General features: G+C 64.1%; 31 protein-coding genes. 13 read left to right on the forward strand and 18 right to left on the reverse strand.

The window, feature by feature from the left end:
• Positions 1–285: 285 nt before the first annotated feature.
• Both HUU99_RS11355 and HUU99_RS11360 read right to left on the reverse strand, forming a co-directional pair.
• A complete protein-coding gene (locus HUU99_RS11355) occupies positions 286–1,092 on the reverse strand; it encodes a helix-turn-helix transcriptional regulator (protein WP_302479986.1) in 807 nt (268 codons plus the stop codon).
• On the reverse strand, positions 1,037–2,050 hold the full coding sequence (locus tag HUU99_RS11360; protein WP_174286699.1) for a polyprenyl synthetase family protein: 1,014 nt from the start codon (positions 2,048–2,050) through the stop codon (positions 1,037–1,039). Before HUU99_RS11360 ends, HUU99_RS11355 begins: the two co-directional genes overlap by 56 nt.
• 128 nt (positions 2,051–2,178) lie before the next feature.
• Between HUU99_RS11360 and HUU99_RS11365 the strand changes: the two genes are divergently transcribed.
• Genes HUU99_RS11365 through HUU99_RS11375 form a run of 3 tightly spaced genes read left to right on the forward strand, consistent with a single transcriptional unit; the run spans position 2,179 to position 3,521 of the window.
• The gene (locus tag HUU99_RS11365; protein ID WP_174286700.1) at positions 2,179–2,457 is read left to right on the forward strand and encodes a chorismate mutase; all 279 of its coding nucleotides are present in this window, start codon (positions 2,179–2,181) and stop codon (positions 2,455–2,457) included.
• A 12-nt stretch (positions 2,458–2,469) separates the two neighbouring features.
• Positions 2,470–2,865 (forward strand): DUF2147 domain-containing protein, encoded by a 396-nt coding sequence (locus HUU99_RS11370; RefSeq protein ID WP_174286701.1) that lies wholly within the window; start codon positions 2,470–2,472, stop codon positions 2,863–2,865.
• On the forward strand, positions 2,862–3,521 hold the full coding sequence (locus HUU99_RS11375; RefSeq protein WP_174286702.1) for a thymidylate kinase: 660 nt from the start codon (positions 2,862–2,864) through the stop codon (positions 3,519–3,521). The genes HUU99_RS11370 and HUU99_RS11375 overlap by 4 nt, the downstream gene beginning before the upstream one ends.
• Here the strand turns inward: HUU99_RS11375 and HUU99_RS11380 are convergent.
• Both HUU99_RS11380 and HUU99_RS11385 read right to left on the reverse strand, forming a co-directional pair.
• Positions 3,514–3,942 carry a CoA-binding protein gene (locus HUU99_RS11380; protein ID WP_174286703.1) on the reverse strand — a complete coding sequence of 143 codons (429 nt, stop codon included), beginning with the start codon at positions 3,940–3,942 and terminating at the stop codon, positions 3,514–3,516. The two genes, HUU99_RS11375 and HUU99_RS11380, sit on opposite strands and share 8 nt — an antisense overlap.
• Before the next feature lie 53 nt (positions 3,943–3,995).
• Positions 3,996–4,949 carry an Mrp/NBP35 family ATP-binding protein gene (locus HUU99_RS11385; RefSeq protein WP_174286704.1) on the reverse strand — a complete coding sequence of 318 codons (954 nt, stop codon included), beginning with the start codon at positions 4,947–4,949 and terminating at the stop codon, positions 3,996–3,998.
• Positions 4,950–5,019: 70 nt separating this feature from the next.
• On the opposite strand from HUU99_RS11385, the gene hflK reads away from it, so the two are divergent.
• The 3 genes from hflK to HUU99_RS11400 all read left to right on the forward strand — a co-directional run bounded on the left by hflK (position 5,020) and on the right by HUU99_RS11400 (position 8,696).
• Positions 5,020–6,171, forward strand: a complete 1,152-nt coding sequence (gene hflK / locus HUU99_RS11390) for an FtsH protease activity modulator HflK (RefSeq protein ID WP_174286705.1) — start codon at positions 5,020–5,022, stop codon at positions 6,169–6,171.
• The gene (gene hflC / locus HUU99_RS11395; RefSeq protein WP_174286706.1) at positions 6,168–7,058 is read left to right on the forward strand and encodes a protease modulator HflC; all 891 of its coding nucleotides are present in this window, start codon (positions 6,168–6,170) and stop codon (positions 7,056–7,058) included. Before hflK ends, hflC begins: the two co-directional genes overlap by 4 nt.
• Positions 7,059–7,169: 111 nt before the next feature.
• Positions 7,170–8,696: a Do family serine endopeptidase gene (locus tag HUU99_RS11400; RefSeq protein ID WP_174286707.1), complete on the forward strand. Its 1,527-nt coding sequence runs from the start codon at positions 7,170–7,172 to the stop codon at positions 8,694–8,696.
• A 53-nt stretch (positions 8,697–8,749) separates the two neighbouring features.
• Here HUU99_RS11400 and HUU99_RS11405 read toward each other — a convergent pair whose 3' ends face one another.
• The gene (locus HUU99_RS11405; protein ID WP_174286732.1) at positions 8,750–9,712 is read right to left on the reverse strand and encodes an isopenicillin N synthase family dioxygenase; all 963 of its coding nucleotides are present in this window, start codon (positions 9,710–9,712) and stop codon (positions 8,750–8,752) included.
• Positions 9,713–9,849: 137 nt separating this feature from the next.
• Between HUU99_RS11405 and HUU99_RS11410 the strand changes: the two genes are divergently transcribed.
• Both HUU99_RS11410 and HUU99_RS11415 read left to right on the forward strand, forming a co-directional pair.
• Positions 9,850–11,100 carry a multidrug effflux MFS transporter gene (locus tag HUU99_RS11410; protein ID WP_174286708.1) on the forward strand — a complete coding sequence of 417 codons (1,251 nt, stop codon included), beginning with the start codon at positions 9,850–9,852 and terminating at the stop codon, positions 11,098–11,100.
• Positions 11,101–11,184: 84 nt separating this feature from the next.
• Positions 11,185–11,523 (forward strand): DNA primase, encoded by a 339-nt coding sequence (locus HUU99_RS11415; RefSeq protein WP_174286709.1) that lies wholly within the window; start codon positions 11,185–11,187, stop codon positions 11,521–11,523.
• A 94-nt stretch (positions 11,524–11,617) separates the two neighbouring features.
• On the opposite strand, the gene HUU99_RS11420 is transcribed toward HUU99_RS11415, so the two are convergent.
• Entirely contained in the window at positions 11,618–11,827 is a 210-nt protein-coding gene (locus tag HUU99_RS11420; protein ID WP_174286710.1) for a hypothetical protein, read from the reverse strand.
• Between the two features lie 5 nt (positions 11,828–11,832).
• Between HUU99_RS11420 and HUU99_RS11425 the strand changes: the two genes are divergently transcribed.
• The gene (locus HUU99_RS11425) at positions 11,833–12,030 is read left to right on the forward strand and encodes a hypothetical protein (protein ID WP_174286711.1); all 198 of its coding nucleotides are present in this window, start codon (positions 11,833–11,835) and stop codon (positions 12,028–12,030) included.
• Between the two features lie 86 nt (positions 12,031–12,116).
• Positions 12,117–12,785 carry an outer membrane protein gene (locus HUU99_RS11430; RefSeq protein WP_174286712.1) on the forward strand — a complete coding sequence of 223 codons (669 nt, stop codon included), beginning with the start codon at positions 12,117–12,119 and terminating at the stop codon, positions 12,783–12,785.
• Between the two features lie 334 nt (positions 12,786–13,119).
• Here the strand turns inward: HUU99_RS11430 and HUU99_RS11435 are convergent, their stop codons facing one another.
• The 7 genes from HUU99_RS11435 to HUU99_RS11465 form a co-directional block, all read right to left on the reverse strand.
• Positions 13,120–13,965, reverse strand: coding sequence for a BglII/BstYI family type II restriction endonuclease (locus tag HUU99_RS11435; RefSeq protein ID WP_217430820.1), 846 nt, complete (start codon positions 13,963–13,965; stop codon positions 13,120–13,122).
• On the reverse strand, positions 13,965–14,609 hold the full coding sequence (locus HUU99_RS11440) for an MT-A70 family methyltransferase (RefSeq protein WP_174286713.1): 645 nt from the start codon (positions 14,607–14,609) through the stop codon (positions 13,965–13,967). The genes HUU99_RS11435 and HUU99_RS11440 overlap by 1 nt, the downstream gene beginning before the upstream one ends.
• Before the next feature lie 80 nt (positions 14,610–14,689).
• Positions 14,690–15,847 carry a DGQHR domain-containing protein gene (locus tag HUU99_RS11445; RefSeq protein ID WP_174286714.1) on the reverse strand — a complete coding sequence of 386 codons (1,158 nt, stop codon included), beginning with the start codon at positions 15,845–15,847 and terminating at the stop codon, positions 14,690–14,692.
• A complete protein-coding gene (locus HUU99_RS11450) occupies positions 15,847–16,512 on the reverse strand; it encodes a hypothetical protein (RefSeq protein WP_174286715.1) in 666 nt (221 codons plus the stop codon). The genes HUU99_RS11445 and HUU99_RS11450 overlap by 1 nt, the downstream gene beginning before the upstream one ends.
• Positions 16,513–16,551: 39 nt before the next feature.
• Positions 16,552–17,616, reverse strand: a complete 1,065-nt coding sequence (locus HUU99_RS11455; RefSeq protein WP_174286716.1) for a ribonucleotide-diphosphate reductase subunit beta — start codon at positions 17,614–17,616, stop codon at positions 16,552–16,554.
• Between the two features lie 14 nt (positions 17,617–17,630).
• Positions 17,631–17,891 (reverse strand): hypothetical protein, encoded by a 261-nt coding sequence (locus tag HUU99_RS11460; RefSeq protein WP_174286717.1) that lies wholly within the window; start codon positions 17,889–17,891, stop codon positions 17,631–17,633.
• On the reverse strand, positions 17,888–18,088 hold the full coding sequence (locus HUU99_RS11465; RefSeq protein ID WP_174286718.1) for a hypothetical protein: 201 nt from the start codon (positions 18,086–18,088) through the stop codon (positions 17,888–17,890). The genes HUU99_RS11460 and HUU99_RS11465 overlap by 4 nt, the downstream gene beginning before the upstream one ends.
• A 59-nt stretch (positions 18,089–18,147) precedes the next feature.
• Between HUU99_RS11465 and HUU99_RS11470 the strand changes: the two genes are divergently transcribed.
• The gene (locus tag HUU99_RS11470; RefSeq protein WP_174286719.1) at positions 18,148–18,396 is read left to right on the forward strand and encodes a DUF2171 domain-containing protein; all 249 of its coding nucleotides are present in this window, start codon (positions 18,148–18,150) and stop codon (positions 18,394–18,396) included.
• Between the two features lie 68 nt (positions 18,397–18,464).
• Here the strand turns inward: HUU99_RS11470 and HUU99_RS11475 are convergent, their stop codons facing one another.
• A complete protein-coding gene (locus tag HUU99_RS11475) occupies positions 18,465–18,854 on the reverse strand; it encodes an endonuclease domain-containing protein (RefSeq protein ID WP_254603136.1) in 390 nt (129 codons plus the stop codon).
• 118 nt (positions 18,855–18,972) lie between these two features.
• Positions 18,973–20,871: a ribonucleoside-diphosphate reductase subunit alpha gene (locus tag HUU99_RS11480; RefSeq protein WP_174286720.1), complete on the reverse strand. Its 1,899-nt coding sequence runs from the start codon at positions 20,869–20,871 to the stop codon at positions 18,973–18,975.
• A 391-nt stretch (positions 20,872–21,262) separates the two neighbouring features.
• On the opposite strand from HUU99_RS11480, the gene HUU99_RS11485 reads away from it, so the two are divergent.
• Positions 21,263–21,832, forward strand: a complete 570-nt coding sequence (locus HUU99_RS11485) for a GNAT family N-acetyltransferase (protein ID WP_254603138.1) — start codon at positions 21,263–21,265, stop codon at positions 21,830–21,832.
• Positions 21,833–21,970: 138 nt separating this feature from the next.
• Positions 21,971–22,261 carry a hypothetical protein gene (locus HUU99_RS11490; RefSeq protein WP_174286721.1) on the forward strand — a complete coding sequence of 97 codons (291 nt, stop codon included), beginning with the start codon at positions 21,971–21,973 and terminating at the stop codon, positions 22,259–22,261.
• Positions 22,262–22,430: 169 nt separating this feature from the next.
• Here HUU99_RS11490 and HUU99_RS11495 read toward each other — a convergent pair whose 3' ends face one another.
• The 3 genes from HUU99_RS11495 to dnaN all read right to left on the reverse strand — a co-directional run bounded on the left by HUU99_RS11495 (position 22,431) and on the right by dnaN (position 25,753).
• Entirely contained in the window at positions 22,431–23,225 is a 795-nt protein-coding gene (locus HUU99_RS11495; RefSeq protein WP_174286722.1) for a Coq4 family protein, read from the reverse strand.
• A gap of 211 nt (positions 23,226–23,436) precedes the next feature.
• Positions 23,437–24,447: an SDR family oxidoreductase gene (locus HUU99_RS11500; protein ID WP_174286723.1), complete on the reverse strand. Its 1,011-nt coding sequence runs from the start codon at positions 24,445–24,447 to the stop codon at positions 23,437–23,439.
• 187 nt (positions 24,448–24,634) lie between these two features.
• Entirely contained in the window at positions 24,635–25,753 is a 1,119-nt protein-coding gene (dnaN, locus tag HUU99_RS11505) for a DNA polymerase III subunit beta (RefSeq protein WP_174286724.1), read from the reverse strand.
• Between the last annotated feature and the right edge of the window lie 28 nt (positions 25,754–25,781).

The raw sequence follows: 25,781 nt of genomic DNA on the forward strand, positions 1-25,781 counted from the left end.
TTGGTGTAACCGATGTCACTAGGTCCAGCGCTCGTCGACCTAATTTGCGTCGATCCGCTGCCTTTGAAGACGGTTATCCGGATCCTATCGCCTGCTCTTTTCATCTACCGCCCCAAATGTTCCGATGACGACCGGGCGAGGTTATGACGGTACAGCGCCGCGGATGATGCCGCAGCAGCCGCTTCTAATCATGCAAACCCCCCGGGCGTTTCTTACAACGTCCACGGCCAAACCGTAGCGTCCTGAGAGCGACTGGAAACCCTCTGATCGGAGGGTGTATGGATTTCAGGCAGACACGATGCCAAGCTCGATTGCGATCGCAACTAACGTGACGCGCGAACGAGCCTTCAGTCGCGCTTTCGCCTTTTCGACGAACTCATGCGCGGTCGATGGCGCGATATGGAGTGCTCGAGCGATCGCCGTATCCGACAATCCGTGTGCGACCAGGCGCACGCAGGCGATTTCGCGGTCGGTAAGCCCGGCGGGTGCCCGAGCAAATCCGTGGCGCGGCATCATTGCCCGGACGTGCCCGTGCATCTGCGTCGCCAGCACACCAATGTAAGCGCGCGCATCAGGCGTAACGATCGGATCCGGTCCGCTGAGGCTAACGATTCCGATGCGGCGTTCGCTAAGCGGCACCGGCACGACCAACCCGTCCTTCCACCCCTCTGTGGCGACGCGCTCGAGCGCTTCCCGACCGGCTTCTGCGAACTTCCGATCTGCGCGTAGGTCGCTCCACGTGAAGACATCAGTCCGGTGCTGAAGCGCCCCCACGACCGGGTCATGCTCGAGCAATCCGGAACTCATGTAGAATCTGCGCCAATCATCGGGCCAATCGATCAGATAAAATACACAGCGGTCGCGCTCATCCAGGTCGACGACACCACAAGCGAAAGCATCGAATCCCAGCGGCTCCATCGTCGAGCGAAAAAGTTCGCCGCAATGCGTTGGATCATGGGCGAGCCTAAGCTTGCTGGTCCACTGTATTATATCGTTTCGAAACAAAGTTAGAGCGTCCCCAGCGCCCGGGCGGTCGTCAATAGGCGCGGGAGATCGCGAACTCGACCGCCTCGACCATCGCCTCTTTCGCATTCCCTGCAGGGAAGCCGGCGATCGAATCGATTGCGCGCCGACCGTAATGCCGGGCGCGCGCCAGCGTATCGTCGATCGCGCGCGCGTCGCGGATCAGCCCGACCGCCTGCGCCAGGTCCGTGTCGCTCGACCGGCGACCCTCGATCGCATCCTTCCAGAATGCGCGCTCGTCGGACGATCCGCGGGCATAGGCCAGGATGACGGGAAGCGTCATCTTGCCTTCGCGGAAATCGTCGCCCGTGTCCTTGCCCATCGTTCCGGCGTCGGAGACATAGTCGATGGCGTCGTCGACCAGCTGGAACGCGATGCCGAGATTGCGGCCATAGGCGTCGAGTGCGTTTTCCTCGCTCTCGGGCCGTTCGGCGACGACTGCGGCGATCCGGCAGGCGGCGGCGAACAACGCGGCGGTCTTTGCCCCGATGATATCGAGATAGCGGTCCTCCGCCAGATCGATCCGCCGCGCCGCGGTGAGCTGGTTCACTTCGCCTTCCGCGATGATCGCGGAGGTGTTCGACAGGATCTTCAAGACCTTCTGGCTGCCGTCGTCGACCATCAGTTCGAACGCGCGGCTGAACAGGAAATCGCCGACCAGGATGCTCGCGGGGTTGCCCCAGATGATGTTCGCGGTCCGCCTGCCCCGGCGCAGATCGGAACCGTCGACGACATCGTCGTGCAGCAACGTCGCGGTGTGGATGAATTCGACCGCCGCCGCCAGCCGGTGGTGACGATTGCCGGTATAGCCGATCAGCCGCGCGCTCGCGAGCGTCAGCATCGGCCGCATCCGCTTGCCGCCGCCCGCGATCAGGTGGCCGGCAAGTTCGGGGATCAGCGGGATATCCGACTGCATACGACCGAGGATGACCGCGTTTACGAGGTTCAGGTCGCCGGCGACCAGCGCGACCATCGGGTCGAGCGAGGGCTGCGGACCGGAGTCGAGGCGGTGGATCGTTGCACTCATGTCGGGGCGAAGCCTGTGGCGGGAACCCGGCATGAACGCAACCCTCCCGGGCGAAGGGGTACTTGCCGGGCGCGGCAAAACCCGGCAACGGCGGCGGTGCGGGCATCGAGCCCGGGGAAGGGGCGCGGATGTCCGACGATACGCTCGGCGGGTATCGCCAAAGCATCGACAACATCGATGCCGCGCTCGTCCACATTCTGGCTGAACGGTTCAAGGTCACCCAGGCGGTCGGCCGTTACAAGGCCCAGTCCGGACTACCCGCCGCCGACCCCGGTCGCGAAGAGGCGCAGATCGCACGGCTGCGCGCGCTGGCCGAAAGCGCACACCTCGATCCGGAATTCACCGAGAAATTCCTGCGCTTCATCATCGACGAAGTCATCCGCCATCACGAGCGGCTTCGTGGCTGATCGGGGCCGACGATGATCGACGTGATCCTGACGCTGCTGGCAGCGGCGCAGGCGGCCGCCCCGGTCGCTGCCCCCACAACGATCGAGGGACAGTGGCACAATCTGACGAACAGCGTCGAAGTACGGATCGGGCCGTGCGGCAAGGCGCTATGCGGCTGGGCGACGCGCGCCAGCCCGGAGGCCGAGGCGGCGGCGAAAAACGGGGGGACGTCCGAACTCGTCGGCACGATGCTGCTGCGTGACATGACGCCCGCGGGGAAGAACCGCTGGACCGGCACCTTGTTCGTGCCCGACCGCGATATCACCGTCTGGGCATCGGTGGCGCTGGCCGATCCCGGCACGATCACGATGCGTGGATGCCTGGTGCCCAATTTCATCTGCAAGTCGCAGACGTGGAAGCGCCGATGAGCGTGTTCCTCGCGATCGAGGGTGCGGACGGTGCCGGCAAGGCGACCGCATCGGCGGCGGTCGCCGACCTGCTCCGCGCCAACGGCAAGCGCGCCGCGGTGGTGTCGTTCCCGCGCTACGGGGATACCATCGGCGGGCATATGCTGGGGGAACTGCTATCCGGTCGGTTGCCGCGGGGTGCGACGCCCGAATCGGCGGCGGTGCTGTACGCGCTCGACCGGTTCGAATCGCGCGCCCACGTCGGCGACGTCGCGGCGGCGAACGACGTGGTGGTGTTCGACCGGTATGTGGCGTCGAACATGGCGTATCAGGCGGCAAAGGTCGGCAGCGACGAGGCCGATCGGCTGATGCGCTGGATCCTGGCGCTGGAGACCGGGGCGTTCGGCCTGCGACCGCCGGACCTGTCGGTCTATCTGGACACGCCGCCCGCGCGCGCGCTGGACCAGATCCTGCAGAAACGGCGGCGTTCCTATACCGACCGCGCGCTGGACGAGAACGAGGCGGATGCCCGCCTGCAACTGGCGGTCCGCACGGCCTATCGGTCGATGGTCGCGCGATCCATCGCTGGGCGCTGGATAACCGTCGCCACGATGGCGGGCGATGCGATGCGGACGCCCGCTGCGATCGCCGAGGAGATCGTGGCGGCGATCAGCTGACCGGTTCGACGCCGAGCCGCGGTATCTCGATTGCGGGACACCGATCCATGACCACCTGCAACCCTGCCGCCTCTGCCCGCGCCGCCGCGGCTTCGTCGACGACGCCGAGCTGCATCCAAACCGCCCTGGCACCGATCGCGATCGCTTCGTCGACCGCTGCACCCGCCGCGTCCGACCGGCGGAAGATGTCGACGATGTCGATCGGATCGCCAAGCTGCGCCAGATCGCGGAACACGAATTCGCCGTGGATATGTTCGCCGGTGATCTGCGGATTGACCGGGATCACGCGGTAGCCGTGCCGCTGCAACGTCGCCATGACGCGGTAGGATGGCCGATCAGGACGATCGGATGCGCCGACCAGCGCGATGGTTCGCGCACCGTCCAGCAGCGCCTTGATATCGGCATCGGTCGTCAAAGGCATCGGATCGCTCCTGCAGGTAACCGTACAACGTCGTCCGCAACCGCGCGGTTGCGTCAGTGCACCGACAGCCAGTCGGCAACGCGTTCCGCAATCGGCGCGAACACCGTGTCGTCCGCATTCGCGGCCGGCGGCTCGCCCGCATCGGACGCGGTGCGTATCGCGATCGTCAGCGGCACGCGGCCGATGAAGGGAATACCCAATCGCGCTGCCGCGGCTTCCGCGCCGCCATGGCCGAACGGGTCCGACGCCTCCCCGCAATGCGGGCAGATATAGCCCGCCATGTTCTCGACCAGGCCGATGATCGGGATACCCGCCTTGTCGAAGAAATCGATCGCGCGTGTCGCGTCGATCAGCGCCAGGTCCTGCGGCGTGGACACGATGACCGCGCCGACGGGCCGGTATTTCTGCACCATCGTCAGCTGCACGTCGCCGGTGCCCGGCGGCAGATCGAGCACCAGCGTATCGACCGCACCCCAGTCCGCCTCGACCAGCTGTCCAAGCGCACCCGCGGCCATCGGACCGCGCCAGGCGATCGCCTTGCCCGGATCGACGAGCTGCCCCATCGACAGCAACGGCACGCCGTAGCGGGTGGGGACGGGGTCCAGCACCTTGTCCTTCGCCGTCGGGCGCGTGTCTTCCGCCTGCATCAGCCGCGGCTGCGACGGGCCGTAGATATCCGCGTCGACCAGTCCGACGCGCGCCCCCCGGCGCAGCAGCGCGATCGCGAGATTTGCCGCGAGCGTGGACTTGCCGACCCCGCCCTTGCCACTGGCGACCGCGATCAGCCGGCGTACGCTCCGCTCCGCGGTGGCGACGATCCGGACCTCGGCGACCCCGGGCTGCGCCGATGCGACATCGCGGATCCGGGCCTCCAGCGCATCGCGGTCGGCGGCGGCGAGTCCGGTCGCATCGAGGACCACGCCGACGCGTGCGCCCTCGATGCGGACGGTCGCACGGCCCTGCGCGATGCCCTCTATGGCAACCTTGATCGTTTCATTGTCGGTCATGCGCGGGCAGATACGCCCGTCGCGGCCCCTTGCCACTGTTTTTCCGCCGCCGCCTTCTTATAAAGGCGCAATGACGATCCTGCCGCGCTGGCTCCAGCCCTTCCCGAAGACTCTCAACGCGGACGCGCCCAAGGGGCCGTGGGGTGGGCCGGGCGCTGGCGGCGGCAACGACAATGGGGGCGGCGGCGGTGGCGATGGCCCGCGCAATCCATGGTCGCTGCCCCCCGGCGGCCGCAAGGGGCCGGCCCGGCCGACCGCGCTCGACGAGTTCCTGAAAAAGGCGCGGGGCGGTGGCGGCGGCTTCGGCGGGGGTGGCTTCAGCGGTTTGCCGTCTTCACCGAATGCGCGGGTCTTGTGGGCGATCGGTGCCGCGATCCTGGTGGCCGCCTGGATCCTGTTGACCGCGATCCACGCGATCGCACCGCAGCAGCGGGGCGTCGTCACCTATTTCGGTCGCTATGCCGGTACGCTCGATCCCGGCATACAGCTGACGCTGCCCGCCCCGATCGCCCAGGTCCAGAAGGTCGATGTGCAAAACATCCGCACCGAGGACTTTCCGGAAACCGGTGGTGAGAATCTGATGCTCACGGGCGACCAGAACATCATCAACCTTGCTTATTCGGTGCGCTGGAACATCTCCAGTCCCGAGGATTACGTGTTCCAGATCGCCGAACAGCGATCGACGGTGCGCGCCACTGCGGAAAGTTCGATGCGTGAAGCGGTTGCGAACATGACGCTGAACCAGGCGCTCGGTAGCGGCCGTACGCGGATCGAAGCCGAAGTGCAGGACCGGATGCAGCGCGTGCTCGACAGCTACAAGGCGGGTATCCGGATCCAGGGCGTCGCGATCAAGCAGGCCGATCCGCCCGAACGCGTGAACGAAGCGTTCAAGGACGTGACCGCGGCGCAGCAGGACGCGATCACTGCGCGGAACCAGGCGCAGTCGTATCTTCAACAGCTCAGCGCACGCGCGCAGGGTGAGGCCGCGCAGTTCGACAAGGTGTACGGCCAGTACAAGCTCGCCCCGGAGGTGACCCGTCGCCGCATGTATTACGAGACGATGGAGGCGGTGCTGGCGAAGACGGACAAGACGATCGTCGAAGTGCCCGGCGTCACGCCGTATCTGCCGCTGGGCAACGCGCGCAAGCTGCCCGATGCGGTGCCGGCGGCCCCTGCCGCGCCCGCAGCGACCCCGGCACCGGCGGCGGGAGGCGGACAGTGAACGCCGCGATCTGGCGCAACCCGATCGCGCTCGGGTTCGCGGCGCTCATCCTCGTCATCATCGTCGCGGCGACCTTCACGATCGTGCCCGAGACCGAACAGGTCGTCGTGCTGCGCTTCGAAAAGCCGATACGGACCGTGAACGTCTGGCATGCCGGCGAAATCTTCGGCAGCACGGGTGCCGGCCTGATCGCGCGCGTGCCCTTCGTCGACAAGCTGGTGTGGGTCAACAAGCGCGTGCTGGACGTCGATTACGACAATCAGCAGGTACTGTCGTCGGATCAGCTTCGGCTCGAGGTCGACGCCTATGCGCGGTTCCGCATCGTCGATCCGCTAAAGGCGGTGAACGCGACGGGAAGCACCGCATCGACGGAGATCCGCGTCACGGAGGCGTTGCAGCCGCTGCTCGGCACGTCGATCCGCAACGAACTGGGGAAACAGTCCTTCGGAACGCTGTTGTCGCCCGAGCGAGACCAGGTGATGGACAATATCCAGGTCCGTTTGCAGAAACTCGCCTCCCAATATGGTGTCGAGATCGTCGACGTGCGGATCAAGCATGCCGACCTTCCCAGCGGCAGCCCGCTCGACAGCGCGCTGCAGCGGATGGCGACCGCGCGCAAGCAGCAGGCCGATACGATCCGCGCGCAGGGCCAGAAGGATGCGCAGATCATCCGTGCGCAAGCTGATGCGGACGCGGCACAGGTCTACGCGCAAAGTTTCAGCAAGGACCCGGAATTCTACGATTTCTACCGGGCCATGCAGTCCTATCGGCATACGTTCGGGGCGGATGGCGGGCCGGTGCCGGATGGCTCGACGTCGCTGATCCTGTCGCCGAACAACGCCTATCTGAAACAGTTCGAAGGCCGCGCCGCGGATCGGCCGCGCTGACCGATCGACCGAACGGGCGGTGACGCGCCCGTTCATATTCAACGATCGTTCAGCCGCTTAAGACGAAGAACGAGTGACTTCCGGACGACGATACGAGAGGATACCATCCTAGTGCGCTACGCCTACGCCATCACCACCGCGCTTCTCCTCGGCGGGGCGACCGCATCGCTCGCGCTTCAGCCGGGCGCTGGCCAGACCGCGCAGAACGACCCCGCGCAGATCGCGCAGGTCGCACCGCGCGCCGGCGCGCCGAACAGCTTCGCCGACCTGGTCGCGAAGCTGCAACCTGCGGTGGTCAACATCTCGACCAAGCAGACTATCGTCCAGCAGCCGCAGGCCAATCCGTTCGCCGGCACGCCGTTCGGCGACCTGTTCGGCGGCGGTGGCGCTACCGGTGGCCCGCCGGTGAAGCGCGAAGGGGCGGCGCTCGGTTCCGGGTTCCTGATCTCGCCGGACGGCTATGTCGTGACGAACAACCACGTCATCGCGCCGGGTGCGAAGGGTGCCTCGGTCGACTCGATCACCGTGACGTTGTTCGACGGCAAGGAATATGTCGCCAAGGTCATCGGTCGCGATCCGACATCGGACCTGGCGCTGCTCAAGATCCAGGCGTCGAGCCTGCCGTTCGTCCGCTTCGGCGATTCGACGCGGGCGCGGGTGGGTGATTGGGTGCTGGCGATCGGCAACCCGTTCGGACTCGGCTCGACGGTGACGGCGGGTATCGTTTCGGCGCTGCACCGTGTCGCCGGTGGCGGTCCCTATGACCGGTTCATTCAGACCGACGCCGCGATCAACCAGGGCAATTCGGGCGGCCCGATGTTCAACCTGTCGGGTGACGTGATCGGGATCAATTCGCAGATCCTCGGAAGCGCGGGCGGCGGCAATATCGGGATCGGCTTCGCCATCCCGGCCGAGGACGCGAAGCCGATCATCGACACGCTCATGAAGGGCAATTCGGTCAAGCGCGGCTATCTCGGTGTCGGTATCCAGCCGATCACAGACGACATCGCCGCTGCTGCGGGTCTGCCCAAGGATCGCGGCGAGATCATCAGCCGGGTCGAACCGGGCGAGGCGGCGGCTAAGGCGGGCGTCAGGGTGGGCGATGTGGTCGTGGCGGTGAACGGCAAGCAGGTGACGCCGGAGAACTCGCTCAGCCGCCTGGTCGCCGACGTGGCACCGGGACAAACCGCGCGGCTCGATATTTTGCGCAACAACGCGCCGTCGACGCTGAGCGTGACGGTGGGCACGCGGCCGACCGACGATCAACTGGCGGCACTGGCCGGCGGTGGCGACGATGCACTGCCGGACGAAGGCGACAACAGCACCCAGACCGCGCCGGCCAGCAATCCGCTCGGTCTGAATGTCGTGCCATTGACGCCGGCGATCGCGCGTCAGGTCGGCGTCGACGCGAACGTCACGGGAGTCGTGGTCGCCTCGGTCGATCCGTCGAGCGACGCGGCGCAGAAGCTGCAGCGTGGCGATGTGATCGTGTCGGTCAACGGCCGACCGGTACGCACGGCGGCCGATCTGGTCGTCGGTGCTGCTGCGGCGAAGGCGGCGGGCCGCGATCAGGTGCTGCTGTTGGCGCAGCGAGGGCGCAATGGCACGCAGTTCATCCCGGTGAAAATCCGCAAGTAACCACGCCGATCGAACCAAGAGGCCGTCGTTCGCAAAGAACGGCGGCCTTTTCGTTATTTCTTCACCAGCCCGATCTCGACCAGTCGTTCGTGCAGATAGTCATGCGCGGTGATCGGCGTCGGGTAACGATCCGGGTTCGTCGCGGTCACGCAGCCCGGCAGCGTCTCGATCAGGAAATCGGGCGCGGGATGAAGGAAGAACGGCATCGAATAGCGCGAATGGCCGCGGCGTTCGGGCGGCGGATTGACGACGCGGTGGGTGGTCGATGGCAACATGTCGTTGGTCAGCCGCTGCAGCATGTCGCCGACATTCACGACCATCGCGCCTTCCGGCGGCTTGATCGACAGCCAGCGCCCGGACTGGCGGTCGAGCAGTTCGAGCCCCGCCTCCTCGGCACCGAGCAACAACGTGATGAGGTTGATATCCTCATGCGCGCCGGCCCGTACCCCTTCGGCATCCGTCGCGATCGGCGGATAATGGAGCAGGCGCAGGACCGAATTGCCGTCCTTGACCGCCGGATCGAACCAGTCGGGTGTCAATACCAGATGCCGGGCGATCGCGGATAACAGCCGGTCGCCCGCCGCATCGAACGCGGCGAACAGTTCGACGAACGTATCGCGGAACCCTTGTGGCTGTATCGGCCAGATATTGGGCGCCATCTGCCCGGCAAAGCGATGATCGTCCGCAAGTTCGCGGCCGATATGCCAGAATTCCTTCAGATCGACCGCGCTCGCCCCCTTCGCGATTTCGGTCCTGAACGGGGTGTAGCCACGCGCGCCGCCGCCGCCCTCGACGAAATAGCCGCGTTTCTCGGCATCGGGCAGCGCGAACAAGGCCCTGGTCTGCGCCCATGCCCGTTCGATCAGGTCGGTCGGCACGCCGTGGTCGGCGACGATCGCAAAGCCGAAGCGTTCGAACGATTCGCCGAGTGCAGCCGCGAAGCCTTTTGGGTCGCGTGCCTGGTCGGCCAGACTGAGCGTCGGGACGTCGGCGGCGGCGTTGGGCGTGTCGAGCATGGTCGGTCCGATCATATGATCCTGACGCCGGTCTTAACCGCTTGCGGCGTGCGCGAACAGGTCGTGCAACGAGGTAGGTGTCCGAAGCATGTTCGCTGGTGACGCCCGGCGGACGATGCGGCTATGGGGGCACCATCATGACCGTCACGACGATACACCCACCCTCGGCACCGGTCGGGCCGGTCCAGCGTGGCGCGCCGATCGGTTTTGCCGAGTTCGTTGCGCTCGTCGCCTCGCTGATGGCGCTCGGCGCGATCGGCACCGACGCGATGCTGCCCGCCTTGCCGGCGATCGGCGATGCATTGCACGTCGCCGGTGCCAATGCGCGGCAGTTCGTCATCACCGCGTTCGTGATCGGCTTCGGCGTCGCGCAGCTGATCCATGGCCCGTTGGCGGATCGTTATGGCCGCAGGCGTGTGCTGATGACGTCGCTTGCCTGCTACGCGATCGCCAATATCGCTGCGGCATCGGCAGGCAGCTTCCCATTGCTGCTGGTCGCCCGGGCATTTGGCGGCGCGGCGATCGCGGCGACGCGGGTGGCGACCGTCGCGATGGTCCGCGATTGCTATGTCGGCCGGGCGATGGCTCGGGTCATGTCGATCGCGTTCATCGTGTTCATGATCGTGCCCGTCCTGGCCCCGACCTTCGGCGCGGCGATCCTGCTGTTCGGCAAATGGCGCGGCATCTTCTGGGCGATCGCGGCGCTGGCGATCGGCGTATTCTGCTGGTTCGCCAAGCGGATGCCGGAGACGCTGGCACCGTATGACCGGTCGCCGATCTCCGTGGAGCGGATCCTGCGCGGCTGGCGCACCGCGCTGACCGACCGGCTGTCGATCGGCTATACGCTGGCCACGGCCGCGCTGATGGGCGCGATGTATGGCTATCTCAATTCCATCCAGCAGATCGTCGCGGATGCGTTCGGTCGGCCCAGGCTGCTCGTCCTCATCTTCGCGACCACGGCGATGACGATGGCGGGGGCGAACCTCGTCAACGCCCGGCTGGTCATGCGGATCGGTACGCGCCGGATCAGCCACGGCGCGGTATGCATGCTGATCGCGACCGCGCTCGTCCACCTCGTCGTCGCGCTGTCGGGGCATGAGACGCTGGTCGGCTTTGCGGTCCTGCAAGCGATCACGCTCGGCTGTTTCGGGCTCTCCGCTGCCAATTTCTCGTCCATGGCGATGGAGCGGATGGGTGCGATCGCCGGCACCGCGTCCAGCGTGCAGGGGTTTCTGAGCGTCACGACCGGCGCGGTCGTCGGCGCGTCGATCGGGCAGGCGTTCGACGGCAGCGTCGTGCCGCTGACGGGCGGATTCCTCGCGGCCGGGCTCGTCGCGCTCATCATGGTCGCCGTCACCGAACGCGGCCGGTTGTTCCATCGGGCGTGATTCGCGTTCGGTCGCGGAACCACCCGCGCGCCGCGCCGTTCGTTTTGCACCAGCTCCGATCGGGGCGGGAGCAGGAGACGACGGATGGGCGGACATCAGGTGCCGGGCATGGGTTCGGGCGACGACGGTTACGACGAGGAAGGCTATGACGAGTCGCAGCGCGCCGAAATCCTCGAGGCGACCCGCGACGGCCCGAGCGACGGCATCGTCCTGACCGATCTGACGCCGGACATCGACTTGGACGATGAGGAGGACGAGGACATCGACGCCACGCCGATGGATTCGCTGGAGGTCGGCGCGACCGACACCGCGGGCCTTGCCGAAGAGGACAGCGACGAGGACGATGTGCAGGACGATCTCGACGATGACGGCATCGACGATGACGACCTGGACGACAAGGACGATGTCGCGCTGAAACCCTGAGCGACGCCATGCTCCGGCGAAAGCCGGAGCCCAGGGTTGCAAGCGCAGCGGTCGGGGCCCTGGGCTCCTGCGTTCGCAGGAGCACCAAGGAATGCTAGTTCGCCCCCATATTCGCCAGCACGGCCAAGTCCTTCGCGTCGACCGCCGCCCCGGTCGCATCGACGACATCGCCGCCCGTCGCATTACCCGCGGCCACGGTTCCACGGTCCGGTGTCGCGTCCGCGACATCATAGGCGGTCCACAGGATGCCGCCCGCCCACAGCAATGCGGACCAGCGGCTTCGGAAGAGGCGGGGACCGACCATCGCATATGGATATCCCAAACCAGCTTGCCGCTCGGCAAACGGATGCGGTTAATCCGGTCGCCATCCATTTCCCGAAGCACGATCCCGCCAATCTGCTGCGATTGCTGCGCCGCGTTAATGGTGCAGCAAGAAACCGTTGCCGGATAACCACATCCGCGGAATTGTCGGCTTTTTCCTGTGCTGCAATGCAACGATCGAACTGACCGCCGGTTCTGACCAGCCTCGGCATCGCGCGGCTAGGGATCGCCGGTGGACCGGGTTTGTAAAAGACAACACGAAGGTAACACCCATGCGTAACATCACCCTCGCGGTCGCCCTCGCGGCTGCGTTCGTCGCCGCACCCGCTTTCGCCCAGGACGCGACCCCCGCGCCGCAGCAGGACCAGGTCCAGACCAGCGATTCCGGCCCGCGTGCCCCCGACGGTTCCAAGGCGTTCGGCATCGAACCCTATTTCGGCGTCCTCGGCGGCTGGGAGCAGTTCCAGAACGAGCCCGATCACGGCATTCCCCAGGCGCTGAACGCCAACGGCACCGTCCGTCGCGGCTACAAGCCCGCCGGTGCGCTGGTGCAGGGCGTCGCCGGCATCAACCTGCCGCTCGGCCCGGTCTTCGTCGGCGTCGAAGGCAATGTCGCCAAGGGCGTCAGCGGCAACATCGACTGGGAATATGGCGGGGCCGGTCGCTTCGGCCTGCGCGCCGGCGACAGCGGCCTGTTCTACGGCAAGGTCGGCTACCAGTGGGTAAATTTCGACCATTTCTCGGGCATCGAGACCAATGGCGGCAATACCGGTCGTGACTACCGCGCGATGACGTACGGCATCGGCATGGAAGTCGGCCCGAAGGACATCGGCCTGCAGGGCATCACCGGCCGCGCCGGGCTCCGCCTGCGCGCAGAGGTCAACACCTTCGGCGATTTCGGCAGCTTCCGGCCGATGCTGGGTATCGTTACCCACTTCTGACCGGTTGGCGCGACGTGCATGGCGGGGGCGGGGGATGGCGACATTCTCCGCCCTCGTCGTGTCTGCGCGGGAGGCGGAGGCGGGTGCGAGTGGAGCGCGCGGAAGTGGAGGAAGTGGAGGTGTGCCATGCGTCCTCCACTTCGCGATCGCGGCCGCGGAAGTGGACGAACCACACGCCACGTCCGCGCCGGAATGCGGTGAGGCGAGGCGATATCGCGGACGGGCCGTGCAGCCGCCGCATGGCTTCGCGTCCGCCAAGTCCGGCGTGGCGGTGACGGCGATGGTCGACGCGGCGGCGATCATGGCAGGCTCCTGTGGGTTGGAGCCGATCCAGTTATACGAGCCCGATCATGTAGGACAGCGCCGCGGGCCGCCCCTTCATTTCTTGCGCGCTGCCTTGCCGCCCTTCTTGCCGAGCGGCGGCTATGTTAGCCCCGGCCAATGCGTAGACTAAGCGTTCATGTCGATGATCGACGACGGCAAGCCGATCAGCACCAATGGGCACGGGTTGCCGACCCCCACGCGCGACCCGATCCTGTAGTTTGGACCAATGCGTCGTCGCCTGACCGAACTTGTCGCTGGTAAACTTGCGCGACCATGCCTTGGCAAACGGCGTGCCGCGAGCGATGTCGGCGTCGATCTGTTTGCGTTGCGGTCCAGTCGGCGAGCCGGCACCGAAATCGTTCAGTCCTTCGAGGCTGTCGATCCCGCGATCGATCGCAAATCGCTCGACCCGTTCACGCATCGTCGCCTGCATCTCCGCGCCAAGCGTGACGATGCCACCGACACTGATCGCGCCCTCGGCATGGAGACGCTTGAAGTTCTCTAGATCGCGATCGAAGAATGGGTCCTTATTGTTCCATTCGATCTCGAGCGCGAAGGTACCCTTATCGCTTGGCCGGACGTGATCGATCTCATGGCTGATCGACTCCTTGGGAACGCCGTCGACCGCCTTGGTCAGCTGGAAATTGTGCTTCGTCCAGCCGAGCGCCGCAAGCCCGCGACGCAGGCGCTGCGTCATCTTGGCTTCGCCGCCGACGATCTCGGTCATCGGCAGCGATATTTTGAGCAACGCGCCTTCGAGTTCGTCGACGAGATCGGGAAAGTCATGCTGGATGATGGCTTCGGCATGGCTGGTGAACAGCACCTCGAAACCTGCGGCGCGTAGCCCGTCCAGCATTACTCGGCTGCGATCGCCGCGCTGTTGTGGGCATAGGTGTCCCAGGTCGGTGCGTAGCTGTCGTCCGCCTGATTGCCCCAGACGGTCCAACCCTTGCGCTTGCCACGACTGAACATTTCCAGGCGAGGGCCCCAACTGCAATCCTCGATGATCTCATATTGTTCGTCGGGCTTGCGGCTGTGTTCGCGCTTGCGGGTCTGCATCATGTTGACCTGACTGCGGCCGGGCGCAAGCGTGCGCGCATTCTTGCCGCGCACGCCGAACAGCAGGATTTCGGTAACGTTGCGGAAATAGAAGCCGACGCCGCGCCCGTCCGACCCGCCATCCTTGCGTACCTTGTGCCAGACGATGTTCGAGATGTACCGATATCCCCACGCTTCCATCACCCGCAGCCCATCGGGCAGCAACGCATTGGGCACCCACAGGTATAGGTGCGAAGGGTCGGCGGCGACATCGGCCACGGGCAAAGCGCAGATATCATCGAGCGTCATGGTGCAGTAGCGATTGAGCCTCTTATGCTCTGGCGCGACTTTGCCGGTGCGATTCTCAAACTGCCACGGCGGGTCTGCGAGTATCGTACCATACTTGCGCTCAGTCCAAGTCAATGGGTCAAAGTGAGGTTGCGGGCTATGCTCGATCCACATGAAGGACCTTGAATCAGCTTTGCAGTCCGGCGTGGATCCCCGTGAGTCGAACCGTGCAAAAACCGAGTCGAGTCGATCGACTAAAGATCTTCCTGGCCTTTTAGCACCCGATATAGGCGGGCTTCCCCACTAGTCCCAGCGCCGAAGTTCTCCACAGTCAGTTGGGCGTCCGTCAGACTAATGCCTGAGAACACCCTATCAAAGAACCGATCGGTCCGTACCGAGTCACCCGGCTCAGCTACCTTCAAGTACGCGGTCCTAAAGAACCGAAGGAGAGCCCGGACACCGTTGGTACGGTTAAGAACCTCTCCTTGGCCTCTAGCATTCCACGCTGTAGGCCACTTTCGCTCGACCGCACTAAAGTAGTTATAAAACAACTCTATTATTTCGACGTCCTTGCCATCGATGAATAAACCTCGCAGAACGTGCTTGTATCGATCGTCTCCTGTGGGCTTCTGCAACCGGACGCCTCGGAGCATCTCGTCTCGATCAGCTTTAGCATCTGATGTAATATGTGATAGAACACCTTCGACGAAGGTTGCTTGGCTAACTGGTTCGAAAACCCGGCCTTGTGTCGCAATGCCGAGTCTTTTTATACGCTTATATAGGGGGCTTTCTGAGTCTCGATCTAAAGTGACAGCTACGACGTGCGCTGACTTTTGTGGGCTTCTTGTCTGGGCGAGCTCATATAGATCATAAACAAGGCTACGGTTTACCTTTGTTTGTTCGAGATTCACCGTAGCAAATATATGACCCTGGTCGGCTATGTCTGCTCCAATGAATATTGTCGTCGAGACATCGAAATGCTGACCCGAGAATGCCTCTAATCCTGCAATTCTATGTTGGCCGTCTATAACTCGCCCAAGTTGCCGAATGGCAATACTCGGGCTTGTCTCATTCTTACGGTAATTGCGAAGTATTAATTTCCTAGTATCCGAGAAATACTCGACATATTCCTGATCGTTTATGGCTACAATAACCGATGTCGGGAATGTGGCGTCTTGAAAATTTACGTACTTCTCCAGGTCCGCTAGCCGACTGCGACTTACAGGCCGCTGAATTCCGAGATAGCGCTCCACATCTCTTTCTGCAGAGACTACCCGGCGCACATCGAAGTGGGTAAACATTATGAGTTTCTTATATGGAACCGTCGCAACATATAGATCGCCAATCGGCTGAGTCGCGCGTATACAGTCAAATTCAATTTGTATCATGCTGGGATCGGGCGGGATATCCATCAGGACGTCTTCCTTTCCATCCACTGATCGTAAGCGGTATCCTCATCGTTTTTCAATGCATCACTAATTTTGTCAGAATGTTCCCTCTCAAGCGAATCCAGCATATTGCGATAAGCGGTAACACAGAAAAGGAGCAAGGTCGCTAATGCTCCAACCAGAATAGACAGCCAAACTAATCCATCTTCGTTAATAAAATCTACGTTCTTGAATTGATCTAAAGAGCGGAGGCGCTGCAGCGTAAAAACCAGTCCGGAAAGAACACATATAATGGTGGCGGCATAAAAGCTCGGCCGGCCATACGGAAATGGATAAGATAGTAGCCCTTCCTCTTCCCCCTCTTCTAAGTCACGAGGAACCCTAAACCGACCATGGCGCTTCGTTATAATGTACGCGAGTGGTCCTACTAAAGTTGCGGCATATACAAAAAGCTCGCCGTTTACTAAACCGCTCCAAACTGACGGGCGTTGAAGAAAGACAAAAACCCCAATTAGTGGCAGGAACCAGAACGGCATAGTAGCATAGATCGTCGCTGATACGACTTCTCCTCTAGCCTCTTTCAGCGCGTCTGAAGGTACCTCCCAAAGGCGACCGACAAGTGGCCATCCCGAAATGAGGCGGAGAACGGCGTGTGCTTTCGACTTGTCTCGCCGCATCAGTAGGTTCAACCACGTCCTCTGGTTCTTTGCAAATGCGATTGATCTGTCTCACTCAGCGGCGACACCCGCCCGCGAGAACATATCCCCACTCTCCCCCAAATCCTGCTCCGCCGCCGGCGTGCCCGCCGCGGTCTTGGCCTTCAGGCGCTTGTCGAAGCCGTCCCACACCTCGTTCCAGTTCCCCCGCGTCGCCGCCTTCGAATATTCGGTCGCGCGCTGTTCGAAGAAATTGGCGTGCTCGACGCCGTTCAGCATCGGGGCGAGCCAGGGCAGGGGATGTTCGTCGATCATATAGATCGGCTTCAAACCAAGCTGGTTCAGCCGCCAGTCGGCGATGTAGCGGATGTATTTCTTGATCTCCTTGGGGGTCATGCCGTTGACCGGACCCATCTCGAACGCGAGATCGATGAAATTATCCTCCAGGTGGACGGTGTGCTGGCACATCTCGCGAATGTCCGACTTCACCGATTTGGTGAAGCAGTTCCGCTCCGCGCAGAAGGCGTGGAACAGCTTGATGATGCCTTCGCAGTGTAAGGACTCGTCGCGGATCGACCAGGTGACGATCTGCCCCATACCCTTCATCTTGTTGAAGCGCGGGAAGTTCATCAGCATCGCGAAGCTGGCGAAGAGCTGCAGCCCCTCGGTGAAGCCGCCGAACATCGCGAGCGTCTTGGCGATATCCTCGTCGGTGTCGACGCCGAAGCCCTGCAGGTAATCGTGCTTGTCCTTCATCTCGCTATATTCGAGGAAGGCGCCGTATTCGCTCTCGGGCATACCGATCGTGTCGAGCAGATGGCTGTAGGCGGCGATGTGCACCGTCTCCATGTTGCTGAACGCGGCCAGCATCATCTTGATCTCGGTCGGCTTGAAGATGCGGCCGTATTTCTCGTGGTAGCAATCCTGCACCTCGACATCGGCCTGCGTGAAGAAGCGGAAGATCTGCGTCAGCAGATTGCGTTCGTGATCGGTCAGCTTCTGCGCCCAGTCGCGGCAATCCTCGCCGAGCGGCACTTCCTCGGGCATCCAGTGGATCTGCTGCTGGCGCTTCCAGAAATCGAACGCCCAGGGGTATTCGAAGGGCTTGTACTGCTTGCGGGCTTCGGTGAGGGACATTGGGGGGTGCCTTTCTAACGGCGGGACTGATGCGCACCGAGGCCGAAGCCGCCGATGCCGAGGACGAAACCGAAATTGTAGAACGCCCCGTTATTGGGGACCGCATAGACCGCGATATCGTGGTCGAAGAGTGAGACGACGAACGCGACGGGCGCAATGAAGCCCTGCGCGAGGCCGAACAGGAAGCCGGGTGCGCCGGGGTGGACGGTGCCGCCGACCTGATGCGCGCACGACGCAAGTGCGAGAAGCGCGAGGATCGGTATCAGGCGTTTCATTGAGCGACTCCCCATGAGTCCATCGCGCTGGCCGAGAACGCTAGCACCACCGCGGCGGCGACCAGCATGATTCCCACCATCCGGAACACATATACGCGCGCCGGCGGCGTCGGTCGCGCGAGCGATGCCAGCAGGGCAATCCCGATCAATCCGAAGAGTATGGCGACCCCGAACATGATGATGACGCCCCACGTCATGCGACCAAATCCATGGCCGGGCGTTTGCCCCCCTGACCCATCAACGAAGGAGAATTCTCATGGTCGATACCACCAAGATCGCCGAGCATATGGAAGTCGTGGATTCGGACGGCGTGCATGTCGGCACCGTCGACCACCTGGACGGCGACCGCATCAAGCTGACCAAGCAGGACAGCCCGCAGACCGAGGACGGGCAGGGCGCGAAGCATCACTACATCTCGATCGGCCTGGTCGCGGGCGTCGACGACGGCAAGGTGTGGCTGAGCGCGAATGCGGACAATGTTACGAGTCTCGAAGAGACGGAGTGACGTCACTTCCCCTCTCCCCTTGTGGGAGAGGGAGGGAGCGGCGGAGCCGCGGAAGGGTGAGGGGGACGTCACTTCGAACGCCCCCTCATCCGGCGCTTCGCGCCACCTTCTCCCACGAGGGGAGAAGGAAGGTTCGCTGCGATCGTTGCGATCACGCCTTCGAGGTTTGTCGTCACGTCCGGATTGCCGAAGCGGATGACCCCATAGCCTTCACCGTTGATGAATGCCGTTCTTGCCGCATCGCGATCTTCCCGGCCGACATGCGTATCGCCATCCAGCTCGATGACCAGCTTCACGCCGTGCGAGCAGAAGTCGGCATAATAAGGCCCCATCGGCACTTGAAAACGAAACTTCGCCTGCGGGAATGCGTCCCGGAGCGCGCGCCACAAACGGGCTTCCGGCTCTGTCCGGTCGCGGCGCAGCTGTCGCGCGCGGGTCGCGGTGTTCGCTGGCAGCAACTGGCGTTTCGTCAGGCCGTCCGCATTCCCCCTCACCCTCCCACTCGGCTTCGCCGAGCGGGCCCCTCCCTCTCCCACAAGGGGAGAGGGGTTTTCTAGGCGACCGTCTTCACCCACCTCACTGACACGCCAGACATTCGTCATAATCCGTCGTCACGAACTCGTACTTCGGCGCATCGATCGTGTTGTCCGCCTCCACGCCCCCGGCAAAACCCGCGCGCTGGATGCTCTTCGATCGCAGGTAATAGAGCGACTTGATCCCCAGTTCCCACGCGCGGAAATGGAGCATCAGCAGGTCCCATTTCTCGACATCGGCCGGGATGAACAGGTTCAGCGACTGCGCCTGGTCGATATAGGGCGTGCGGTCGCCGGCCAGTTCCAGCAGCCAGCGCTGGTCGATCTCGAAGCTGGTCTTGAAGCAATCCTTCTCCTCGGTGTCGAGGAAATCGAGATGCTGGACGCTGCCGCCCTGTTCCAGGATGCTGTTCCACACCGCGTCCGAGTTCTTCGACTTCTCGTTCAGCAACCGCTCGAGATACGGGTTCTTCACCGACCAGCTGCCCGACAGCGTCTTGTGCGTGTAGATGTTCGCCGGGATCGGCTCGATGCACGCGCTGGCACCCCCGCAGATGATGCTGATCGACGCGGTCGGCGCGATCGCCATCTTGCAGCTGAACCGCTCCATCACGCCCATCTCGGCGGCGTCGGGGCAAGGGCCCCGCTCGACCGCCAGCTGCATCGATGCTTCGTCGACCTGGCCCTTGATGTGCTTGAAGATGCGCAGGTTCCACGACTTCGCCATCGCGCCTTCGAACGCCAGCCCGCGTGCCTGCAGGAACGAATGGAAGCCCATCACGCCCAGCCCCACCGACCGTTCGCGCGCGGCGGAATAGGCGGCGCGCTCCATGCCCGGCTCGGCGCGCGCGATGAAATCCGACAGCACGTTGTCGAGGAACCGCATCACGTCCTCGACGAAGCCGCGCTCGTCCTTCCACTGGTCCCATGTCTCCAGGTTGAGCGACGACAGGCAGCAGACCGCGGTGCGGTCGTTGCCCAGATGGTCGCGCCCGGTCGGCAACGTGATCTCGCTGCACAGGTTCGAGGTGGATACCTTGAGGCCCAGGTCGCGGTGATGCTTGGGCATCGTCCTGTTCACGTGATCGGCGAAGATAATGTACGGCTCGCCGGTCGCGAGGCGTGTCTCGACCAGCTTCTGGAACAGCGACCGCGCATCGACCGTCGCGCGGACCGACCGGTCCTTGGGCGACAACAGCTTCCATTCCGACCCGTCGCGCACCGCCTCCATGAAGGCGTCGGTCAGCAGCACGCCGTGGTGCAGGTTCAGCGCCTTGCGGTTGAAATCGCCCGAGGGTTTGCGGATCTCCAGAAACTCCTCGATCTCGGGATGCGAGATGTCGAGATAGCAGGCCGCCGACCCGCGGCGCAGCGAGCCCTGGCTGATCGCGAGCGTCAGCGAATCCATCACGCGCACGAACGGGATGATCCCGCTGGTCTTGCCGTTCAGCCCGACCGGCTCGCCGATGCCGCGGACATTGCCCCAATAGGTCCCGATCCCGCCGCCGCGCGACGCGAGCCAGACATTCTCGTTCCAGGTGTCGACGATGCCGGTCAGGCTGTCGGGCACCGAATTGAGGAAGCACGAGATCGGCAGCCCGCGCCCGGTGCCGCCGTTCGACAGCACCGGCGTCGCGGGCATGAACCACAGCTTCGAGATATAATCGTACAGCCGCTGCGCGTGCGCCGCATCGTCGGCATAGGCGGAGGCGACGCGGACGAACAGATCCTGATAGCTTTCACCCGGCAGCAGATAGCGGTCGGTCAGCGTTTCCTTGCCGAAATCGGTCAGCAGCGCGTCGCGGCCGTGATCCACCTCCAGCGGATAGGGCGCGTTGACGCGCTTGTTCGCCGCCACCGGCGTGGCATCGCGGTCATCCGTCGTCACGGGGTCCATCGTCTCGGTCGTCATCATCGCTTCCCGATCATCCTGCAGGTCCATCGAACCATCCTTCGTTCCCGTTCATTTCGAATCGGACGGCGTGCCCCGATCCTATCATCGGGAGCAGCCGATGCGAGAACAAACCGTGTCCATCGACACCGATGTCGGTGTCTCCGGCCACACCCCATATGGGCGACGGCGCGGTAGAAACCACCATCGATTGGGTCCGCCCCCGAACGCAACCGCAACAGATTGTGCCAAAGCGGGTAAGCGCGCAAGACGGTAAATCGCCCGGCCACCCAACGGCCGGTCGCGCGTGGGATTCGCTTCGTCGCAGGGGCCGGGCCGCGACGCGTGGACTTTGGCGGGGTACGCGAAACGCAAGGGAACGGGGCAGGAACGGAAATATTTCGGAAGATAGGCGGGCGACGATGATCGGCGAACACGGGCGATGGCTGACTTTCGGCAGTGTCCCAGCACTGGCATCGAGCAAGGGTCCAAAAACCGTCCCAGCCTCGCCACAATTACCGGCCAGTGGATCGGTATGGCGACGATACGACACGCGATATTCCCCGCAGACCGGCCGGCGGTTCTCGATATCTGGCGCGAGTTCGTAGCCAGTCCGAGCGTGAGCCTCGCCCATCAGAACAATCAGCTCGAATTCGACGACATACCGGGCAAATATGCGGCACCCGATGGTTGCATCCTGTTGGCCGACGGTGACGCCGGTGACGACGGGATCGAAGGTTGCGTTTCGCTGAAGAAGGTCGACGCTGGGATTTGCGAGATGAAGAGGCTCTATGTCAGGCCTCGTGCGAGAGGCACGAGGCTCGGTCATGATCTGATCGAGAGGTTGATCGGCGAGGCGCGTGATTTGGGTTATTCCGAGATGCGGCTGGACGTGCTGGAAGAGTTCGTCCAGGCAAAGAAGCTGTACGTCGCGTTCGGCTTCGTTCCAGCCGAGCCGATTTCCTTTAACCCTTTACCAGGCACCGAGTTTCTCGGCCTGCGCCTGAAATAGCAACGTGTCAGATCTATCGCGGAGCACGTCGGGCAAAGCAAAAATCATTGCGCCGATCGATACTCCTTCCGCTCCAGCGGAACGGTAGGCGCATCCCGCCCGTTACGGCGGAACTGCCATTACCCGAAAGGATTACGCATGAAGCTCGCATTCGCCACCCTGCCGTTCGCCGCCCTCGCCCTGATCGCGAGTGCCGGGGCCGACGCGCAGACGACCAACCACACCAAGGTCACGCATGATACCAGCGTGCATGACGGCGTCGCCACGCGGACGACGAAGGTCGTCTATACCCACAAGCACAAGACGCGCCGGGCGAGGCGTATCCTGGGCGTCAAGGTCGGCCACAAGACGGTGACCCGCAAGACGGTGCGCGAGACGACGCACAGCTCGAACGGCGATGTCAGCACGACGGTGAAGCACATGCATTGATGGCGGGGGGCGTCGAAGCGCCCCCCACCCCGCGTCACGCCGGGCTCGTCCCGACATCCAGTGCCGCGCGCTTCCGGCTCGCGTCTCTGGACCCCGGGACCAGCCCGGGGTGACGGAGGTTTTTGGATTGGCGATCAGCCATCGCCCTGCGTTCGCAGGAGCACGACCGTCAGGCCGCCAGCCGAACCTCCGCATCCGGCAGTTTCGCTTTCTGCGTGCTGAGATACGACGCCAGTTCCGCGCCCAGTTCGATCTGCGCGCGCTTGTAGATCACCGGCTCCGCGATGTTCAGCCGCGCGCGGACCGCCTCGATCGGTTCGTCGAGGAGCTTCAGGTAATCCTCGCCCGAAATCCATTTCGCGCGCCGGCCGTGGCGATAACCCTCCCAGACCGCACGCGCGAACAGCCGGCTGCCCGTGACGCGAATGCTCTTCAGCGCGGCGGCGGCACCGATGAAGGCCCAGCCGAGCCCGCCGACCTGCGCATAGCTGAACGCCACCAGCGCAGCCTCGCCCATGCTTTCGTCCGCCTTGTAGCCGGTCAGGACGTGCCAGATGTCGTGCGTGTCGCGGACCCGGCGGCCGAACCAGGCATAGGGGTGCGCCATCTCGTCCGCGGAGGGCTCGACCTTGCTGACCTCGACCAGACCGGCGGCGGTGTAGCCGGTGGATTCGAGAAAGCCGCGATACGCCGCCCCCACGGTGCCGGGCGCGAAGTCGGCGACGAAGGCGGGATCGGAGAAGCGCTCCGCCAGCTCGACGCGGTCATACGCGATCCGGCCGCCCTCCGACGTGCCCAGCAACCGCGCATAGTTCATCGGCGCGTTGCCGACGTTCAGCGCGCGCATGATCCGGAACACCTGCGTGGTGTCGTCACCGTTCGCCATCAGCTTGCGGATCGCGTCGAACGCGACGCGCCAGTCGCGACGACCGGTCGTGCCGGGGAAGGGCGGTAGCTTGGCCATCGAGTCGCGCTCCTTACTGACACTGGTGTAGGTAGCGGATCGGGGGAAGGTGTCAAGATGTGGATGGGTGCGATCACCCGATATACCCACCCCGGTGAAGGCCGGGGCCCAGCTGCGATGGTCTCTCGAGAGCGAACGGTGCCTCGTCGAACGTATTCCCGACTGGGCCCCGGCCTTCGCCGGGGTGGGGTAGCGCGTGGTTTTCGAGTCCTTACGGCTGCCCCGACCCCCCCGCCGATCCGTACACCTGCCCGGTGGCGTAGCTCGCATCCGCCGCGGCCAGCTGGACGTAGATCGACGCCAGTTCCGCCGGCTGTCCGGGCCGACCCATCGGCGTGCTCGCGCCGAACTGCTCCAGCTTTTCCATCGTCGCGCCGCCTGCGACCTGGAGCGGGGTCCAGATCGGGCCCGGCGCGACACCGTTGACGCGGATGCCCTTTGACGCGAGCTGCTTGGCGAGCGATTTGGTGAAGTTCATCATCGCCGCCTTCGTCATCGCGTAATCGACGAGGTCCTTGGACGGGTCGTACGCCTGTTCGGACGTCGTCTGGATGATCGCGCTGCCCGGCTGCAGATGCGGCAGCGCGGCCTTGGTGATCCAGAACGTGCCATAGATGTTGGTCCTGATCGTCGCGTCGAAATCCTCGTCGGTGATGTCGAGAAGCGACTGGCGCTGCTGCTGGCGGCTGGCGTTGTTGACGAGGATATCGAGCCCGCCGAGCTGGTCGACCGCGCTTTGCACCATCCGCCGGCAATGTGCGGCATCGCGGTTGTCGCCGGGTAACGTCACCGCCTCGCGACCGGCGGCGCGGATCAGTTCGACGACCTCTCGCGCATCGGGTTCTTCGGCGGGCAGATAGGCGATCGCCACGTCCGCGCCCTCGCGCGCGAAGGCGATCGCGGCGGCGCGACCCATGCCGGAATCTCCGCCGGTGATGAGCGCCTTGCGACCGAGCAGACGGCCCGATCCCTTGTAGCTTGTCTCGCCATGGTCGGGGCGTGGGTTCATCTTGCTCGCGAGGCCGGGGAAGGGCTGCGACTGGCGCTGGAAGGGTGGCTTGACGTATTTCGTCGTCGGGTCCTGTAGCGGGCCGGCGGCGGGGGGACCTTCCGCGCTCGTCGCCTGACCGGATGCCATTGCAGGGCCGGCGGCGGTCAGGCCGATCCCCGCGACCGCTGCGCCGCCGACGAGCGTGCGTCGGGAGATGCTGTCGTTTGCCATCAATCGTCCTTTTCAATCCTTGCCGCGACTACGCGTCAAGAAACGGAAAGGTCCGATCCAACCAGGTGATGGAGATCAGGTTCGGGCCGACGACTTCGTCATGCCGGGCCTGTCCCGGCATCCAGCGCCACGGGCGATACGCTGCTTGGCTCTGGACCCCGGCACAAGGCCGGGGTGACGGTAGGGCTCACACCCGCATCGGCATCAGCACGTACAGCGCCGCGGCCTTGTCGTTCTCGCGGATCAGCGTCGGTGCGGCGGCATCGGCCAGATGGACCTCGACCGTGTCGCCCTCGATCTGGCCGAGGATGTCCATCAGATAGCGGCTGTTGAAGCCGATCTCGAACGGCAGCGCGGTATAGTCGCCGGGGACTTCCTCGGCCGCGGTGCCGTTTTCGGGGCTGGTGACCGACAGCGTGATCTTGTCGCGATCGAGCGCCATCTTCACCGCACGAGTCTTCTCGGTCGCGATCGTGGAGACGCGGTCGACGCCTTCCATGAAGCTTTTCGGGTCGAGCTTCAGCATCTTGTCGTTGCCGGTCGGGATGACGCGCGAATAATCGGGGAAGGTGCCGTCGATCAGCTTCGAGGTCAGCAAAGCGGTGCCGAGATCGAAGCGGATCTTGGTCGGCGACAGCGAGACGCCGACCGATCCGTCGACCTCGTCGAGCAGCTTGCGCAGTTCGGCGACGCATTTGCGCGGCACGATCACGTCGGGCATTCCCTCCGCGCCGTCTGGCCGGGGCAGCGTGACGCGCGCCAGCCGGTGGCCGTCGGTCGCCGCGGCCTTGAGGACGGGCGACGATCCTTCGCCGTCCGCGACATGCAGGAAGATGCCGTTCAAATAGTAGCGCGTCTCCTCGGTCGAAATCGCGAACCGAGTCTTGTCGATGATCTGCTTCAGCGTCTCCGCGGGCAGTTCGAACTGCGTCGGCAGTTCGCCTTCCGCGATCACGGGGAAATCGTCGCGCGGCAGCGTGCCGAGCGAGAAACGCGCGCGGCCCGCCATGATCGTCATCCGGCCGTCGGCGGCGGCGAGCTGGACCTGGCTCCCCTCGGGCAGCTTGCGCGCGATGTCGAACAGCGTGTGCGCGCTGACCGTGGTCGCGCCCGCCTGATCGACCGCGGCGGCGACGCTTTCGTTGATCTGCAGGTCGAGGTCGGTCGCCATGAGGCGCAGCGACCCTTCCGCGGTCGCCTCGATCAGGACGTTGGACAGGATCGGGATGGTGTTGCGGCGCTCCACCACGGACTGGACATGGCTCAGCCCCTTCAGGAGCGTCGCGCGTTCGATCGTCGCCTTCATTCTCTCGTCCCCCGTGCCCGCCCGAGTC

The organism is Sphingomonas bacterium, from assembly GCF_903642285.1.
Taxonomy (GTDB): domain Bacteria; phylum Pseudomonadota; class Alphaproteobacteria; order Sphingomonadales; family Sphingomonadaceae; genus Sphingomonas.

Bases quoted from the DNA above. Each gene is read 5' to 3' on its own strand.
- HUU99_RS11355 (WP_302479986.1), bottom strand. From the start codon at position 1,092: ATGCGAAAGAGGCGATGGTCGAGGCGGTCGAGTTCGCGATCTCCCGCG.
- HUU99_RS11360 (WP_174286699.1), bottom strand. From the start codon at position 2,050: ATGAGTGCAACGATCCACCGCCTCGACTCCGGTCCGCAGCCCTCGCTC.
- HUU99_RS11365 (WP_174286700.1), top strand. From the start codon at position 2,179: ATGTCCGACGATACGCTCGGCGGGTATCGCCAAAGCATCGACAACATC.
- HUU99_RS11370 (WP_174286701.1), top strand. From the start codon at position 2,470: ATGATCGACGTGATCCTGACGCTGCTGGCAGCGGCGCAGGCGGCCGCC.
- HUU99_RS11375 (WP_174286702.1), top strand. From the start codon at position 2,862: ATGAGCGTGTTCCTCGCGATCGAGGGTGCGGACGGTGCCGGCAAGGCG.
- HUU99_RS11380 (WP_174286703.1), bottom strand. From the start codon at position 3,942: ATGCCTTTGACGACCGATGCCGATATCAAGGCGCTGCTGGACGGTGCG.
- HUU99_RS11385 (WP_174286704.1), bottom strand. From the start codon at position 4,949: ATGACCGACAATGAAACGATCAAGGTTGCCATAGAGGGCATCGCGCAG.
- hflK (WP_174286705.1), top strand. From the start codon at position 5,020: ATGACGATCCTGCCGCGCTGGCTCCAGCCCTTCCCGAAGACTCTCAAC.
- HUU99_RS11405 (WP_174286732.1), bottom strand. From the start codon at position 9,712: ATGCTCGACACGCCCAACGCCGCCGCCGACGTCCCGACGCTCAGTCTG.
- HUU99_RS11410 (WP_174286708.1), top strand. From the start codon at position 9,850: ATGACCGTCACGACGATACACCCACCCTCGGCACCGGTCGGGCCGGTC.
- HUU99_RS11415 (WP_174286709.1), top strand. From the start codon at position 11,185: ATGGGCGGACATCAGGTGCCGGGCATGGGTTCGGGCGACGACGGTTAC.
- HUU99_RS11420 (WP_174286710.1), bottom strand. From the start codon at position 11,827: ATGGTCGGTCCCCGCCTCTTCCGAAGCCGCTGGTCCGCATTGCTGTGG.
- HUU99_RS11425 (WP_174286711.1), top strand. From the start codon at position 11,833: ATGGATATCCCAAACCAGCTTGCCGCTCGGCAAACGGATGCGGTTAAT.
- HUU99_RS11430 (WP_174286712.1), top strand. From the start codon at position 12,117: ATGCGTAACATCACCCTCGCGGTCGCCCTCGCGGCTGCGTTCGTCGCC.
- HUU99_RS11435 (WP_217430820.1), bottom strand. From the start codon at position 13,965: ATGCTGGACGGGCTACGCGCCGCAGGTTTCGAGGTGCTGTTCACCAGC.
- HUU99_RS11440 (WP_174286713.1), bottom strand. From the start codon at position 14,609: ATGTGGATCGAGCATAGCCCGCAACCTCACTTTGACCCATTGACTTGG.
- HUU99_RS11445 (WP_174286714.1), bottom strand. From the start codon at position 15,847: ATGGATATCCCGCCCGATCCCAGCATGATACAAATTGAATTTGACTGT.
- HUU99_RS11455 (WP_174286716.1), bottom strand. From the start codon at position 17,616: ATGTCCCTCACCGAAGCCCGCAAGCAGTACAAGCCCTTCGAATACCCC.
- HUU99_RS11460 (WP_174286717.1), bottom strand. From the start codon at position 17,891: ATGAAACGCCTGATACCGATCCTCGCGCTTCTCGCACTTGCGTCGTGC.
- HUU99_RS11465 (WP_174286718.1), bottom strand. From the start codon at position 18,088: ATGACGTGGGGCGTCATCATCATGTTCGGGGTCGCCATACTCTTCGGA.
- HUU99_RS11470 (WP_174286719.1), top strand. From the start codon at position 18,148: ATGGTCGATACCACCAAGATCGCCGAGCATATGGAAGTCGTGGATTCG.
- HUU99_RS11480 (WP_174286720.1), bottom strand. From the start codon at position 20,871: ATGGACCTGCAGGATGATCGGGAAGCGATGATGACGACCGAGACGATG.
- HUU99_RS11485 (WP_254603138.1), top strand. From the start codon at position 21,263: ATGGCTGACTTTCGGCAGTGTCCCAGCACTGGCATCGAGCAAGGGTCC.
- HUU99_RS11490 (WP_174286721.1), top strand. From the start codon at position 21,971: ATGAAGCTCGCATTCGCCACCCTGCCGTTCGCCGCCCTCGCCCTGATC.
- HUU99_RS11495 (WP_174286722.1), bottom strand. From the start codon at position 23,225: ATGGCCAAGCTACCGCCCTTCCCCGGCACGACCGGTCGTCGCGACTGG.
- HUU99_RS11500 (WP_174286723.1), bottom strand. From the start codon at position 24,447: ATGGCAAACGACAGCATCTCCCGACGCACGCTCGTCGGCGGCGCAGCG.
- dnaN (WP_174286724.1), bottom strand. From the start codon at position 25,753: ATGAAGGCGACGATCGAACGCGCGACGCTCCTGAAGGGGCTGAGCCAT.